We start from the raw sequence: 15,346 nt of genomic DNA on the forward strand, positions 1-15,346 counted from the left end.
GCCGATCCGGGCGGCGCGGTGGCGGCTGACCAAGGTGCGGCCGCCATCGCCTATTGCATATCCATCCGGATGAAGAGATATACTGACGACACCGCCCGCTGCGTTGCGCCCATGACCGCCATCAGCTTCGAGTTCTATCCGCCCAAGACCGACGAGCAGCGCGCGCAGCTCGACCGCACCGCCGCGCGGCTGAAGGCCTACGCCCCGGAGTACGTGTCCTGCACCTTCGGCGCCGGCGGCTCGACTCTGAGCTACACCTCGGAGACCGTGCGTCACCTCAAGCAGCACCACCGCTTCGAGGCTGCGCCGCACCTGTCCTGCGTGGGCGGCAGCCGCGAGGAGATCCGCGAACTGCTCAAGTTGTACCGCGCCATCGGCTGCCGCCGCCTGGTCGCGCTGCGCGGCGACCTGCCGTCCGGCATGGGCCACCCCGGCGACCTGCGCTACGCCGCCGACCTGATCGCCTTCATTCGCGCCGAGCACGGCGACGCCTTCCACCTGGAAGTGGGCGCGTATCCGGAGACGCATCCGCAGGCCAACGATGCGCTCAGCGACCTGCGCCACTTCAAGGCCAAGGTCGACGCCGGCGCCGATGCCGCCATCACCCAGTACTTCTACAACGCCGACGCCTACTTCCACTTCGTCGACGCGGTGCGCAAGCTCGGCGTGCAGATCCCGATCGTGCCCGGCATCATGCCGATCTCCAACTTCAGCCAGCTGCGGCGCTTCTCCGAACAGTGCGGCGCCGAAATCCCGCGCTGGATCGGCAAGCGCATGCAGGCCTACGGCGACGATGCCGAGGCCATCCGCGACTTCGGCACCGACGTGGTCGCCACGCTGTGCCAACGCCTGATCGACGGCGGCGCGCCCGGGCTGCATTTCTACACGCTCAACCTGGCCAAGCCGACCACCAGCGTGCTGGCACGCCTGCGCGGCGCCATCGCCGCCGGCTGAGTGTCGCCGCCGCTGTCGCGGCCGCTCGGGATTGGGCATTGGGGATTCGGGATTCGCCAAAGCGGGGCAGCGCGCCGCTGTTGCCAATCCCGAATCCCGAATCACCAATCCCCGCGTGACCACCCATTCGCTCCGCGGTCACGCCGGCTGCCGCTACCCTGCGCCGATGCGCGCTCTTCCGCCGATCCTGCTGGTTCTGTGCCTGTGCCTGTACGTGTTCGCCACTCCCGCCGCGGCGCAGCGGGTGAACCGCTGCAGCGGCCCCGACGGCACCACCGTGTTCAGCGATCGCCGTTGCGAGGACGTCGGCGCGATCGACCGCCTGCCGCCACCGGCCGCGCCCGGCAATGTCGGCAGCAAGACCGCCGCCCTGGCGCCACCGCAGTGCGTGCGCCGGCTCAGCGTGCTGGTCCAGCAGATCCGCACCGCAGTCGAGACCCGCGACGTCAACCGGCTGTCGGCGCTGTATTGGTGGAACGGCGCTTCCGACGACGGCGCGCAACGCATCTTCGACCGGCTGGAGGCGATCGTGCGTCGCCCCCTGGTCGCGATCGTGCCGGTGGTGCCGGACACCAGCGGGACCAACGCTCCTGCAGCCGGCACGTCGTCGACAGTCGCGTCCGCGACAACGGCCACGTCGGCCGCGGCAGATGCCGACAGCGGCGAGGCGCCATCGCGTCCGCATCCGACCGGCCTGCGTCTGCAGCAGACCCTCGCCGGCAGCATCACCCCCACCTCCACCGTGCTGGACCTGCGCCGGCAGTACGACTGCTTCTGGATCAGTTTCTGAGGAGCCGGGATTGGGGATTGGGGATTGGGAAATCGCAACAGCGGCGTCCCGTACGCTCCTCCCCCTCGCGCAGGAGCGGCTTCAACCGCGACCTGTCGGAGATCCGCTGTTGCGGCTGAAGCCGCTACCACAAGTACGGCGCCAGCCTCGTCGGAGGATCACTGTGGGAGGGACTTCAGTCCCGACGCATTGCGCCATCGGAAGGCGCACCACTTCGCGCGCCACGGCTGCATGACAGTTGACTCCTACGGGGAGCGGTTGCCACCGCCCCGCTCACGCCACATCGGCCGGCAGCGGCCATAGCCCGCGGATCGCGGCGATGCCCTGGCCGCCGTGGCGGCGTGCCTCGGTTACCTGGGTCGGCGCCAGGCCGCCGATCGGATAGATCGGCAGGGCGACCTGCTCGCGCAGGCGCTCGAATGCCTCCCAGCCCAACGGCGCGGCGCCGGGGTGGCTGGCGGTGGCCGCCAGCGGCCCGACCACCGCGAAATCGCAGCCGATGCGCTGCGCCGCCTGCAATTCTTCGAGACTGTGGCAGGACGCCGCCACGGGCTGGCCGGCCGGCAACGGACGCGCCTGCCAGTGCGGCAACTGCTCCGCGCCCAGGTGCACGCCCACGCCCAGTGCCTGCGCCAGCGCCACGTCGCGGTTGAGCAGCACCTGCGCGCCACGTGCCGCGCACAGCGCCGCCGCGGAACGCGCCAGCGGCGACCACTGCTCGGCCTGCAAGCCCCGCGCGCGCAACTGCACGCGGCGCACACCGCCATCCAGCGCGCGCTCCAACGCCGCCAACCAGGGGCCCGGTTCGGCCGGCTCAGGCGTGACCAGGTAGCACGCGGGCTGGCGCAGCATCGCCACCACCGGCTGGTCGGCCGGCGGCATCGCGTAGCGGCCCAGCTTGTCGGCGCTCACCCAGGTCAGCGCCTGGCCCTCGCGGCCGCGTGGCGTGCCCTTCCACGCCGACACCTGGCGCACTTCCAGGCGCAACCGCTTGTCCGGGTAACGCTGCGGCACTTCCATCAGCCACTCGCCGACCACCGCGTCGATGCCCAGTTCCTCCTGCAGTTCGCGCACCAGCGCCTGCTCCGAGGTCTCGCCGGGCTCGCGCTTGCCGCCGGGGAATTCCCACAGACCGGCCAGGTCGCGGCCCTCGGTACGGCGGGTCAGCAGGATACGGCCGCGCGCATCGGTGATGACGCCGGCGACGACATGGATGGATCTGAGCGGTTCGGACATGGCGCAAGCTTGCCGTTTCCGGCAGCGCCAACGCAATCAACCAGGGTCACATCGGCGCCGATCGGCCGCGGAGGCGACATCCCGCGCGGCCGGGCAATCCCCGGGACGGGACCATGACCTGCACCCAGCGCGGCTTGAAGGCGCGGGCGTGTCGCGCCGACACCAAGCATCGCGCGCTGGTCCACATGCGACGCTGCGTGGCGTGCGCCGCTCATCGCGCTGCTGCGGTACGCATCGTGGTGGTTGGGCGCACTTCCGCAGCCCCGGTTGCGTTCCAGCCGGGACGGGCCTTCACGGAAAACCGCCACGGCTGAAGCCGCTCCCACGGAGACGGCTGCATTCCAGATCGCGGTGCCGATCATCCCCACTCCCACTCCCGACTCCCGACTCCCGCTCAGGCGACCAGGTCGTGGCCGATCCGCCACAGCACCCCGCCGGGATCGTGCAGGGTGAAGTCGCGCATGCCCCAGGGCCGGTCCTCGGGTTCGCCCAGGCGCGCGCCGTAGCGGGCGACCAGGTCGGCCGCGTGCAGCCGCCGCCACCAGGCATCGGCGTCCTCCACCCACAGGTGCAGCATCAGGTTGTGCGCTAGGGCTTGGTGGTAGCCATCCTGCAGCAGGAACGCGCAGCGGTCACCGTGGCGGAAGCAGGTCAGGCCGTCGCCGAGCGGCTCGGGCACGAATCCGACCTCCGCATAGAACCGCGCCGACACCCCGAAATCCTGCGCCGGCACGAAGACCTTCAGTTCCAGGCTGCGCAAGGTTTCCATGGCACTTCCTCCAACGCATGCGTGCGATTCGTGACCCAGCATGCCACGCTGCGACGGTACACGCGTCTCAGCACGAGCACGCGCAAGCCTCCCTCTCCCCGCCCCGGCCGCGGCATGGCCGCTGGAGCACGCCCCGGCCTTGCGTAAGGGCTTGGCAAACGCGCCCCGCACTCACAGCGGCTGGGTCAGATACCGCTGCAGCGTCTCTCCCAACACCCGCACCGCCAGCGGCCGGGTCAGACCCCTGGCCGGAAACTCCAACACGTAGCGCACCAGGGCGAAGCCCAGCATCTGCGAGGCGATCAGGGTCGCGCGCGTCTCTGCCGCCGCGCCCGGTCCCAGGTAGCGCCGCACCGCCGTGCGCAACTGCGTCTCGAAGATCTCGGTGATCCGCGCCTTCGCATCGGCATGGCTCACCGCCGCGCGCAGCAAGGCCACCAGTTGATGCCCCGAGGGCGCGTCCTCCCAGACCGCGAAGAAATGCGCCGCCAGGCGTTCGCCTATTTCCTCGGCTGGCGTGTCGCGTAGATCCGGAAGGTGCAGGTCGAACTCCACCGCCGCCAGGAACAGCTGCTCCTTGCTGCCGTAGTAGCGGATCACCAGCGCGACATTGGCCTGCGCCTGCGCCGCGATCTGGCGCACGGTGGCGCCGTCGTAGCCGTGCAGGGCGAACAGCGCCCGCGCCGATTCGAGAATGCGGTCTTTGGTGGCCTGCGAGCGTGTCACTGGGGTGTCCGTGGGAGGAACAGACGTAGCGCCTGTAAACGGAAGTTTACTCCACGCCGGAAACGGCGCAGGATGTAAACACACGCTTACTCAGGGAAGTGCGATGAACACGCATGGCGACATGCTATCGACGGACGTACTGATCGTGGGTGCCGGGCCCAGCGGGCTCGCGCTGCGCCTGGCCCTGGATCGCCTCGGGATCACCTCGCTCCTGATCGACCGGCATCCGGCAGGGCTGAACACCTCGCGCGCCGCGGTGATCCATGCCCGCACCCTGGAAGTGCTCGAACCGCTCGGGGTCGTGCCGCGCCTGCTCGCGGCAGGCGTGAAGACCACCCGGTTCCGCGTGCGCGACAGCGACCGGGTCCTGCTGCAGATCGGCTTCGACGACCTGCCCTCGACGCACCGATACGCGCTGATGTGCCCGCAGAGCGCGACCGAGGCGATTCTCGGCGACGGGATCGGGCCCGATTCCGCCACGGTGTGGCGGCCGGCACGCCTGCTGTCGTTCGCGCAGGCAGCCGATGGCATCAGCGCCGACCTGGAACTGCCGCAACAGCGCAGGCAGTTGGTGCGTGCGCAATGGATCGTCGGCTGCGACGGCGCGCACAGCACGGTGCGGCAAGGCGCAGGAATCGCATTCGAGGGCGGGGACTACACGGAAACCTTCGTGCTCGCCGACGTGCGCATGGCATGGCCGCTGCCGCGCGAGGAAGTCAGCCTGTTCTTCTCGCCGCAGGGCCTGATGGTGGTGGCGCCGTTGCCGGAGCCCGACGGTGCAGCCGGCGATCGCCACCGGATCGTGGCGACGGTGACGGATACAGCCGGGCCTCCGACCCTGTCGCAGATGCAGGCCTTGCTCGACGCGCGCGGACCGCGCAGTGCGCGCGGCCGCATCGACACGCTGCTCTGGAGTTCGGACTTTCATCTGCAGCATCGCGTGGCCGCGCAGATGCGACACGGACGCGTCCTGCTGTGCGGCGATGCGGCGCATGTGCACAGCCCCGCCGGAGGCCAGGGCATGAATACCGGCATCCAGGACGCGATCGCCCTGGCACCTGCGCTGCAGCGGGCACTCCACCAGCAGGATGACCACGACCTGGATGCGTGGGCCAGCCGCCGCCATCGCATCGCCCGCGGCGTGGTGCGCATGACCGATGCGATGACGCGTGCGGCCACCGCTACCGCGCCGGTGACACGTACTGTTCGCAATGGCCTGCTCGGCCTGATCGATCGTGCGCCCCCGATCCAGCGCAGGCTGGCGGCGCGATTGGCCGAGCTGGGCAACTGAGCGTCGGACGGTCGCTGCCCCGCAAGCGTGCGGGAGCAGCGTCCCCGGGACGCCGGAGACTAGGAAAGGGCCGGCGCCCACAGCGGCTGCGCACGTGCGCAGCGCTGCGGCGGGACCAGGCTCAGCTCAGCTGGCCGTGGCAGTGCTTGTACTTCTTGCCGCTGCCGCAGGGGCAGGGATCGTTGCGGCCGACCTTCGGCGCTTCGCGGGTCACCTGCGCCACGGTCGGCGCTCCCGCCTCGCCGCGCTGCACCTGCTCGGCTTCCTCGTCGGCGCCGTAACCGCCGGCGTCCTGGTGCTGGAACTGCGCCTGGCGCAGCTGCGCCTCCACCTGCTGGCGCTCCTGCGCCTCCAGCGCGGCCACTTCCTCCTCGCTGCGGATGCGCACCCGCGCCAGCAGGGTGACCACTTCGCGCTTGGCGTGTTCCAGCATCTCCGAGAACAGCTCGAAGGCTTCCTTCTTGTATTCCTGCTTGGGCTGCTTCTGCGCGTAGCCGCGCAGGTGGATGCCCTGGCGCAGGTAGTCCATGCGCGCCAGGTGCTCCTTCCAGCTCTGGTCGAGCACGGTGAGCATCACATGCTTCTCCAGCGCGCGCATGGTCTCGCCGCCGATCGCCGATTCCTTCTCGCGGAAATGGCGGTCCACTTCCTCGCGCACCTTCTCGACGATGCCATCCGCGTCCAGTTCCTCGTGGCGCTTGACCAGATCGGTGATCGACAGCGACAGGCCCAGTTCGCTGGCCAGCGTGGCTTCCAGGCCCGGCAGGTCCCACTGGTCGTCCACCGAGTTCGGCGGCACGAAGCGCGACACGATGTCGTAGATCACGTCGTCGCGGATGCCGTCGACGTTCTCCTTCACCGACTCGGCGTCCAGCAACTCGTCGCGCTGGGCGTAGATCACCTTGCGTTGGTCGTTGTTGACGTCGTCGAAATCGAGCAGGTTCTTGCGGATGTCGAAGTTGTGCGCCTCGACCTTGCGCTGCGCCTTCTCGATCTGCCGGCTGACCAGCTTGTCCTCGATGACGTCGTCTTCCTTCATGCCCATCATGCGCATCGCCTTCTGCACCCAGTCCGAGGCGAAGATGCGCATCAGGTTGTCTTCCAGCGACAGGTAGAACCGCGAGGAACCCGGGTCGCCCTGGCGACCGGAACGGCCGCGCAGCTGGTTGTCGATACGCCTCGATTCGTGGCGCTCGGTGCCGATGATGTGCAGGCCGCCGGCGGCCTTGACCGCGTCGTGGCGCTCCTGCCAGGCCGCCTTCAGGCGCGCGCGCGTCGCCTCGTCCGGCTCCTCGCCCAGCGCGTGCAGTTCGGCCTCCAGCGAGCCGCCGAGCACGATGTCGGTACCGCGGCCGGCCATGTTGGTAGCAATGGTCACCGCGCCCGGCTGGCCCGCGTTGGCGACGATCTGCGCTTCGCGCTCGTGCTGCTTGGCGTTGAGCACCTCGTGCTTCACGCCGGCCTTGCGCAGGTGCTCGGACAGCATCTCCGAGGTCTCGATCGAGGTGGTACCGACCAGCACCGGCTGGCCGCGCTTGGCGCAGTCCTCGATGTCGGCCAGCACCGCGTTGAACTTGCCCTGGCGGTTGAGGAACACCTGGTCCGGCCAGTCCTTGCGGATGGTCGGGCGGTTGGTCGGGATCACCACCACTTCCAGGCCGTAGATGCTCTGGAACTCGTAGGCTTCGGTATCGGCCGTACCGGTCATGCCGGACAGCTTCTTGTACATGCGGAACAGGTTCTGGAAGGTGATGCTGGCCAGCGTCTGGTTCTCGCGCTGCACCGGCACGCCTTCCTTCGCCTCCACCGCCTGGTGCAGGCCATCGGACCAGCGCCGGCCCGGCAGGGTGCGGCCGGTGAACTCGTCGACGATCACCACCTCGCCGTCGCGCACGATGTAGTCCACGTCGCGCTGGTAGATCGCGTGGGCGCGCAGCGCCGCGTTGAGGTGGTGGACCACGCTCAGATTCTGCGCGCCGTACAGGCGGTCTTCCTCGTCGGTGAGGATGCCGGCGGCGCGCAGCAGCTCTTCGGCGTGCTCCATGCCCGCTTCGGACAGGTGCACCTGCTTGCCCTTCTCGTCGACCCAGAAGTCGCCCTCGCCCTCTTCCGACTCCTGCTTGACCAGCTGCGGCACGATGCGGTTGACGCGGATGTACAGCTCCGGCGACTCGTCGGCCGGGCCGGAGATGATCAGCGGGGTGCGCGCCTCGTCGATCAGGATCGAGTCGACTTCGTCGACGATGGCGTAGTTGAGCCCGCGCTGGAAGCGATCGGCCTTGGACAGCGCCATGTTGTCGCGCAGGTAGTCGAAGCCGAATTCGTTGTTGGTGCCGTAGGTGATGTCGGCGGCGTAGGCGGCGTGCTTGTCGCTATGCGGCATGCCCGGGTACACCACGCCCACGCTCAGGCCCAGCCAGTTGTACAGCTTGCCCATCTGCGCGGCGTCGCGGCGCGCCAGGTAGTCGTTGACGGTGACCACGTGCACGCCCTTGTCTTCCAGCGCGTTGAGGTACACCGGCAGCGTCGCGACCAGGGTCTTGCCCTCGCCGGTGCGCATTTCCGCGATCTTGCCCAGGTGCAGGACCATGCCGCCGATCAACTGCACGTCGTAGTGGCGCATGCCCAGCACGCGTCGGCTGGCCTCGCGGCACACCGCGAACGCTTCCGGCAGCACCTTGTCCAGGGTCTCGCCGCCGGCGATGCGTCCGCGCAGTTCCGGGGTCTTGGCCTGCAGCTGTTCGTCGGAGAGCTGCTCCATCTCCGGCTCCAGCGCATTGATCTTGGCGACGATACGGTGGAGCTGGCGCAGTTGGCGCTCGTTGCGGCTACCGAAAACGCGAGTAAGCAGACTGTTGATCATTGAAGGAACCGGTTGGAAAGGAACGCCCGCGCGGCCCGATCCCCAGGGAATCGACGGGCCGCAAACGAAACAGGGCGCGAGGCGCCCTGTCGATGGCAAAGCACATTGTAGCTTGGGGCGGAGCCCGGCGATTCAAGCGCCGGCACGCCGCCCCCTGCCGGACTCAGCCGCGGCCGCGGCGACCCACCGGAATGGCGCCATCGCCGAGGAACTTGGCCGGGTTCACCACCACCCCGTCCTTCCACACCTCGAAATGCACGTGGGCGCCGGTGGACCGGCCGGTGGAGCCGGCCTTGGCCACTTCCTGGCCGACCCGCACCAGGTCGCCGACCTTCACCGACAGCCGCGAATTGTGCGCATAGCGGGTGACATAGCCGTTGCCGTGGTCGACCTCGACCACGTTGCCGTAGCCGCCGCGCACGCCGGAATAGCTGACCACGCCGTCGGCCACCGCCAGCACCGGGTCGCCGACATTGGCGTGGAAGTCGATGCCCTTGTGGTTGCCGGTGCCGCGGCCGAACGGATCGGCGCGGCCGCCGAAGGCCGAGGTGATGTAGCTGTTGCGGATCGGCATCCGCGAGGGCACCGCGTTCTGGTCCAGCTGGTGGTCGAACAGCAGCGATTCGAGCACCGACAGCTGCTGGCCGGAGGTGGCGAACTGCTGCTGCAGCCCGTCCAGCTCCTTGCCGAGCTGCTGCGCGGGCATGTCGTGGCTGGGCTCGTCGTCGCCGCCACCGACGCCGACCGGCTGGTCGAAGTCGAACTCGCCGTCCTGCAGCTTGCCCATGCGGGTCAGGCGCTCGCCGAGCGCGTTGAGCCGGGTCGCCTGCGCCTGCAGCTCGCCCAGACGCGCGGCCAGGGCGTTGACCTGGGTCTGCGCGTCGCGGCGCACCTGCGCCAACTCCTGGTCCTGCCGCTCGAGCTTGGCGCGCAGTTGCGCCGAACCACCCCATCCGGCCGCGGCGCTGACACCGATGCCGAGTACCATGCCGAGACCGAGGACCGCGCCGAGCGCGGCCAGGGGGCGGCGATCGGCGAAATCGCGCAATCGCCACGGCAACGTCTTGACCCCCTTTTCACTGGAACGGATTACGATCTTCTTGAACGTCATATGAGTTTTCATGTCTAAGCGAAAGTCCGGCGAAGGCCATACCGCCACGCCGCAGCCGGCGTTGGACGCCGCACTGGCGGACAAGGCGGGCGACCCGTTGCGACGCGCCCTGTGGCTCGACGCGCTGGACCGGCAGTTACGCCCCCATCTGCCGCCGAACCTGGCCTCCCGTTGCCGGTTGGCCAATGTGAACGGCGAGCAGCTCGTTTTTCTCGTTGAGTCTCCGGTCTGGCACGCCCGGGTCAGGCTGGCCGAGGCCGACATCCTTGCTGCGGCCCGTTCCCTCGGGCTGAAAGCCACCAAAGTGACCGTCAAGACTGCGACTGCACCCGCGCATTCCCCAATGCAGCAGGCAAGAAGCAAGCCAGCTCCGGTTTCTGCGGCCACGCACAAGGGGCTGCGCGAGGCTCTGGCTTCCCTGCAGGACGTCGGCTCCGCGACGCCTGATGCGACCGCGGGCTCCGACCCCGGCCGTCGACGTACGTAGACACGCACGCCGCGACCCGACGCATCCTAGCGGGCGTCGGGCGTGAGGTCGTTACCGATTCGTTAAATCGATGTTAAGGGGAGAAGAAGAACCGGCCGATTGCCGATTCCGTGATCCCAACCCGGCCGATGGCCGGGCTGAACGGATTCAGGCGTAAGCCACGGCCCCGTAGGCCACCGGCGCCTGCTGCGCGGCGGATTCGAAGCTGACCCATTCCCAGGCCGCCTGTTCGGCGAGCAGCGCGCGGACCAGCTTGTTGTTCAGCGCATGGCCGGACTTGTAGCCCTCGTAGGCACCGAGGATGGCGCCGCCGGCCAGGTAAAGGTCGCCGATCGCATCGAGGATCTTGTGGCGCACGAACTCGTCGGCATAGCGCAGGCCGTCATCGTTGAGCACGCGGAACTCGTCGAGCACGATGGCGTTGTCCATCGAACCGCCCAGGCCGAGATTGCGCTCGCGCATGTACTCCAGGTCGCGCATGAAGCCGAAGGTGCGCGCGCGGGAGATTTCCTTGATGTAGGCCATCGTCGAGAACTCGATCTCCTGGCGCGACTGCTTGGCCGGGATCATAGGGTGGTCGAACTGGATGGTGAAACCGAGCTTGTAGCCGCCGTCGTAGGGCACGAAGCGGGCGATCTTGTCGCCGTCGCGCACTTCCACTTCGCGCTTGATGCGGATGAAGCGCTTGGCCTTGTCCTGCTCGACGATGCCCGCCGACTGCAGCAGGAACACGAACGGACCGGCCGAGCCGTCCATGATCGGCAGTTCGGCCGAGGACAGTTCGACGATGGCGTTGTCCACGCCGAGGCCGGCCATCGCCGACATCAGGTGCTCCACGGTCTGAATCTTGGCCTGGCCGCGGCTCAAACCGGTGCACAGCGTGGTCTCGGTGACCAGTTCGGCATCGGCAGGCACGTCCACCGCCGGATCCAAATCCACGCGTCGGAACACGATACCGTGGTCGGCCGGTGCGGGGCGCAGGGTCATGTAGACCTTGTCGCCGCTGTGCAGGCCCACGCCGGTGGCGCGGATCGTGTTCTTGAGAGTGCGTTGCTGGGTCATGGCAGACAGTCTGGAAACGTCTGTTCGCACGGGAACTGAACAGACAACGAGAATATCACGCGTTTAGCCAAATTTTAACAAAGCGGTCACAGCATCCCATGGGTGCAACGCTGGCCCGTGCCGGCGTCGCGGTCGCAAAAACCTGCCGGGTCGCGAGGACCCGGCAGCAAGGGACACGGCGCGCCGACCAGGGAGGCGCTCCTGGACGGCGGTGTTGCGGACCGGCGCGAACGCCGGCCGATGACGCATCGACCTCAGTCGGCCTGGCGGCGCAGGGCGGGACGCTTGCTTGCAGAGCACGGCTTCGCGAGCGGCCCCGCGCCCGGCCATGGATGGCCGGGCAGGCCCATCCGCAAGCCGGACGGCTGCGCCAGGGACGGCATCAGTCGGCCTGACGGCGCAGGAACGCCGGAATATCCAGGTAGTCGCTCGGCAGGTCCGCCGCGGCCGGGGTCGGCGCAGCGGCCGCCGGGCTCATCGACTCGCCGCTCGGACGACGCAGGCCCAGGCCCATCGCACCGCCGACCGCCTTGGACACGGCGTCGCCGCCTTGCTCGAAGTCGCCGAACTCCGGCTGGCCGGTGGTGGCGTTGCGCACCAGCTTGATCGGCGCACGCTGCTCCGGACGCTGCGACTGGCGCGACACCGCGCGGTTCAGGCCGGTGGCGACCACGGTCACGCGCACTTCGTCCTGCATGTCCGGATCCAGCACGGTGCCGACCACCACGGTGGCGTCCTCGGAGGAGAAGCCCTCGATGGTGCGGCCGATCTCGTCGAACTCGGCCATGGTGAAGTCCGGGCCGGCGGTGATGTTGACCAGGATGCCGTTGGCGCCGGCCAGGTTGACGTCGTCCAGCAGCGGGTTCTGGATGGCGGCTTCGGCAGCGGCCTGCGCGCGATCGTCGCCGCGGGCCGAGCCGGTGCCCATCATCGCCAGGCCCATTTCCGACATCACCGTGCGCACGTCGGCGAAGTCGACGTTGATCAGGCCCGGACGCACGATCAGGTCGGCGATGCCCTGCACCGCGCCCTGCAGCACGTCGTTGGCGGCGCGGAACGCCTGGATCATGGTGGCGTTGCGGCCGAGCACGGTGATCAGCTTCTCGTTGGGGATGGTGATCAGCGAGTCGCAGTGCTGGCTCAGTTCCTCGATGCCCTTCAGCGCCACCTGCATGCGGCGGCGGCCTTCGAACGGGAACGGCTTGGTGACCACGGCCACGGTCAGGATGCCCATTTCCTTGGCCAGCTGCGCCACCACCGGCGCGGCGCCGGTGCCGGTGCCGCCGCCCATGCCGGCGGTGATGAACACCATGTCCGCGCCCTGCAGCGCGTCCATGATGCGCTCGCGGTCTTCCAGCGCGGCCTGGCGGCCGACTTCCGGGTTCGCGCCCGCGCCCAGGCCCTTGGTGACGTTGGTGCCGAGCTGCAGCTGCAGCTTGGCGCCGCAGTTCTTGATCGCCTGCGAGTCGGTGTTGGCGGTGATGAATTCCACGCCGTCCACGCTGCTGCTGACCATGTGCGCGACCGCGTTGCCGCCGCCGCCGCCCACGCCAACGACCTTGATCACTGCATTGGGTGCCATCTTTTCAATCAGTTCGAAATGCGCCATGTCCGTGTCCTCTTGAGCCGGGATTGGGGAGTGGGGAGTGGGGATTCGGAGAACTCCGATCCTTTTTTCCTGCCTCTCCGTCCGGCGAGTGTTGTTGTTTGGATGCCGGGATTCGGGATTCGGGAGTGGGGATTCGCAAGAGCGACTACCCGGTTCCGTGACCCTTTCCGCGGCGGAATCACTGCAAAAAAACCTATCGCCTGCCTACCTACCGCTCTCCACTCTCTCTACCTACCGCTGTTGCTCCCACCAATTTCGAATGTCGAATCCCGAATCCCGGCTCCATCAAAATTCGCCGCGATACCAGTTCTTCAATTTCTTGAACAAGCTGCCGGCGCGGCCGGTCGGCAGCGACGGGCGGCGCGGGTGTTCGATCTGGCTGCCCATCAGCAGCAGGCCCACGCCGGTGGCGTGGACCGGGTTGCCCACGACCTCGCCCAGGCCGGTGACGTGCTGGGGAATGCCTACGCGTACCGGCATCTGCACCATTTCCTCGGCCAGTTCGACCACGCCTTCCATCTTCGAGGCGCCGCCGGTCAGCACCATGCCGGCACGCACCAGTTCCTCGAAGCCGGAGCGGCGCAGTTCCGCCTGCACCATCTCGAAGATTTCCTCGTAGCGACCCTGCACCGCCTGCGCCAGCGAATGGCGCGGCATGCGCCGCGGCGGACGGTCGCCGACGCTGGGCACCTGGATGCTTTCTTCCGCGGTGGCCAGCTGCGCCAGCGCGCAGGCGTAGCGCACCTTGATCTGCTCGGCTTCCGGGGTGGGCGTGCGCAGCATGTGCGCGATGTCGTTGGTGACGTGGTCGCCGGCGATCGGCAGCGAGGCGGTGTGGCAGATCGCGCCCTGCACGAACACCGCCAGGTCGGTGGTGCCGGCGCCCATGTCCACCAGCACCACGCCCAGCTCGCGCTCGTCGGCGGTCAGCACCGCCACCGAGGACGCCAGCGAGGACAGGATCAGGTCGTCCACCTGCAGGCCGCAGCGCTGCACGCACTTGCTGATGTTGGCCGCGGCCGACTGCGCGCACACCACCAGGTGCGCGTGCACCTCCAGGCGCACGCCGGTCATGCCAACCGGGTTGCGGATGCCTTCCTGCGAATCGTCCAGCACGTACTCGCGCGGGATCGCGTGGAGGATGCGCTGGTCGGCCGGGATCGCCACCGCCTTGGCCGCTTCCAGCACGCGGTCCAGATCGTTCCAGGTCACCTCGCCGTCGCGGATCGGCACGATGCCCGGCGAGTTCTTGCACTGCACGTGGTTGCCGGAGATCGACGCATACACCGAGCGGATCTCGCAGCCGGCCATCAGCTCGGCTTCCTCGATCGCGCGCTGGATCGACTGCACGGTGGATTCGATGTCCACGACCACGCCGCGCTTGAGACCGCGCGATTCGTGCGAACCGATGCCGATCACCTCGATCGGGTTGCCGGGCGAGTATTCGCCGACCAGCGCGACGACCTTGGAGGTGCCGATGTCCAGTCCAACGATGAGGGATTTGTCGCCTTTGCGGTTCATGTTTTGGAGCCGGGAATAGAGAATGGGGAATGGGGAATGGAGAAGAGCGAGCGCGTGCGCGGGGTCGGAGGGTCGGCCAGTGCCGCGTGGCGCGTGGGCTGAGCCGGCGCCGCTGGTTTCTTCTCCTTGCCCGGCTCCTTACTCGGCTCTTTGCTCTCGGGTACCCATGCCACCGTGAATCCGTTGGTGTAGCGAAGATCGGCGCGCGCCAGCGGCGGCTGGCCCGGCTGCAGCAGTTGCGGCAGCACCCGGGCGAAGCGCTCCAGGCGCGCGCGCGCGTCGTCGCGGCCGACCACCACCTGCACGCCGTTGCCCAGCGCCAGCGACCAGCTGCCGCGCGCGTCCAGGGCCACGCCCTGCACCGGCAAGCCGACCGGGGCGAACAGCGCGCGCGAGGCGTTGTACAGCGCGACCACGTCGGCGGCCTTGGCGTCGGGACCGTCCAGGTGCGGCAGCGCCACGTCGCGCAGTTCGTTGGGCAGGGCGAAGATGCGCCCCTGCTCGGACAGCATGCGGTCCGCGCCCCAGCGCGCGAACGGACGATGTTCGGTGACGCGCACTTCCAGCACGTCCGGCCAGCGCTTGCGCACGCGCGCACTCTCCACCCACGGCAGGCGCTCGATCGCGTTCTGCGTATCCTGCAGGCGCACCGCGAAGAAGCCGCGCCGCGCGTACGGCAGCACCACCTGGCGCAACTGCTCGGCGGACACGCGCTTGAAGTCGCCACTGACCTGCAGCCGGCTCAGCGGCCAGCGCTCGGCGCCGACCCAGCCGTTGAGCACGGCCACGATCGGCAGCGCGACCAGGGCCAGTGCCAGCAGCCAGGCGAGGATGCGCAGGGAGGCGTTCATGGGCGCGCTCCGCGTGCGGGATTGGGGATTGGGCATTCGGGATTGGCGCAATGCGCGCAGCAGACCGCGCCGGCGG

Annotated in this window: 13 protein-coding genes; 4 read left to right on the plus strand and 9 right to left on the minus strand. The window is 68.7% G+C overall.

Translation table 11 applies throughout. The annotated features are described in order from the left end of the window. Nucleotides 1-111: 111 nt before the first annotated feature. Nucleotides 112-954 carry a methylenetetrahydrofolate reductase [NAD(P)H] gene (metF, locus tag QN245_RS17580; protein ID WP_317843774.1) on the plus strand — a complete coding sequence of 281 codons (843 nt, stop codon included), beginning with the start codon at nt 112-114 and terminating at the stop codon, nt 952-954. Between the two features lie 166 nt (nt 955-1,120). Further along, a complete protein-coding gene (locus QN245_RS17585; RefSeq protein WP_317843775.1) occupies nt 1,121-1,744 on the plus strand; it encodes a DUF4124 domain-containing protein in 624 nt (207 codons plus the stop codon). A gap of 273 nt (nt 1,745-2,017) precedes the next feature. Here the strand turns inward: QN245_RS17585 and QN245_RS17590 are convergent, their stop codons facing one another. The 3 genes from QN245_RS17590 to QN245_RS17600 form a co-directional block, all read right to left on the minus strand. Continuing rightward, nucleotides 2,018-2,980, minus strand: coding sequence for a Nudix family hydrolase (locus QN245_RS17590; RefSeq protein ID WP_317843776.1), 963 nt, complete (start codon nt 2,978-2,980; stop codon nt 2,018-2,020). A 394-nt stretch (nt 2,981-3,374) separates the two neighbouring features. Beyond that, entirely contained in the window at nt 3,375-3,749 is a 375-nt protein-coding gene (locus tag QN245_RS17595; protein ID WP_317843777.1) for a VOC family protein, read from the minus strand. Between the two features lie 171 nt (nt 3,750-3,920). After that, nucleotides 3,921-4,475: a TetR/AcrR family transcriptional regulator gene (locus QN245_RS17600; protein WP_160966643.1), complete on the minus strand. Its 555-nt coding sequence runs from the start codon at nt 4,473-4,475 to the stop codon at nt 3,921-3,923. Between QN245_RS17600 and QN245_RS17605 the strand changes: the two genes are divergently transcribed. Further along, on the plus strand, nt 4,444-5,766 hold the full coding sequence (locus tag QN245_RS17605; protein WP_255421670.1) for an FAD-dependent monooxygenase: 1,323 nt from the start codon (nt 4,444-4,446) through the stop codon (nt 5,764-5,766). The two genes, QN245_RS17600 and QN245_RS17605, sit on opposite strands and share 32 nt — an antisense overlap. 121 nt (nt 5,767-5,887) lie before the next feature. Here QN245_RS17605 and secA read toward each other — a convergent pair whose 3' ends face one another. Both secA and QN245_RS17615 read right to left on the minus strand, forming a co-directional pair. Further along, on the minus strand, nt 5,888-8,629 hold the full coding sequence (gene secA, locus QN245_RS17610; protein ID WP_184448367.1) for a preprotein translocase subunit SecA: 2,742 nt from the start codon (nt 8,627-8,629) through the stop codon (nt 5,888-5,890). 163 nt (nt 8,630-8,792) lie between these two features. Continuing rightward, nucleotides 8,793-9,740 (minus strand): M23 family metallopeptidase, encoded by a 948-nt coding sequence (locus tag QN245_RS17615; RefSeq protein ID WP_184448368.1) that lies wholly within the window; start codon nt 9,738-9,740, stop codon nt 8,793-8,795. A gap of 10 nt (nt 9,741-9,750) precedes the next feature. On the opposite strand from QN245_RS17615, the gene QN245_RS17620 reads away from it, so the two are divergent. Then, entirely contained in the window at nt 9,751-10,227 is a 477-nt protein-coding gene (locus tag QN245_RS17620; RefSeq protein WP_184448369.1) for a DciA family protein, read from the plus strand. A gap of 147 nt (nt 10,228-10,374) precedes the next feature. On the opposite strand, the gene lpxC is transcribed toward QN245_RS17620, so the two are convergent. The 4 genes from lpxC to QN245_RS17640 all read right to left on the minus strand — a co-directional run bounded on the left by lpxC (nt 10,375) and on the right by QN245_RS17640 (nt 15,270). Then, the gene (gene lpxC / locus QN245_RS17625) at nt 10,375-11,289 is read right to left on the minus strand and encodes a UDP-3-O-acyl-N-acetylglucosamine deacetylase (protein WP_160966633.1); all 915 of its coding nucleotides are present in this window, start codon (nt 11,287-11,289) and stop codon (nt 10,375-10,377) included. Nucleotides 11,290-11,671: 382 nt separating this feature from the next. Further along, a complete protein-coding gene (ftsZ, locus tag QN245_RS17630; RefSeq protein ID WP_317843778.1) occupies nt 11,672-12,898 on the minus strand; it encodes a cell division protein FtsZ in 1,227 nt (408 codons plus the stop codon). A 285-nt stretch (nt 12,899-13,183) separates the two neighbouring features. Next, a complete protein-coding gene (ftsA, locus tag QN245_RS17635) occupies nt 13,184-14,419 on the minus strand; it encodes a cell division protein FtsA (RefSeq protein WP_010340121.1) in 1,236 nt (411 codons plus the stop codon). After that, complete coding sequence (locus QN245_RS17640) at nt 14,416-15,270, minus strand: cell division protein FtsQ/DivIB (RefSeq protein WP_425612883.1); 855 nt, start codon at nt 15,268-15,270, stop codon at nt 14,416-14,418. The genes ftsA and QN245_RS17640 overlap by 4 nt, the downstream gene beginning before the upstream one ends. Nucleotides 15,271-15,346: the final 76 nt, after the last annotated feature.

The organism is Xanthomonas rydalmerensis (genome assembly GCF_033170385.1).
Lineage (GTDB): Bacteria > Pseudomonadota > Gammaproteobacteria > Xanthomonadales > Xanthomonadaceae > Xanthomonas_A > Xanthomonas_A rydalmerensis.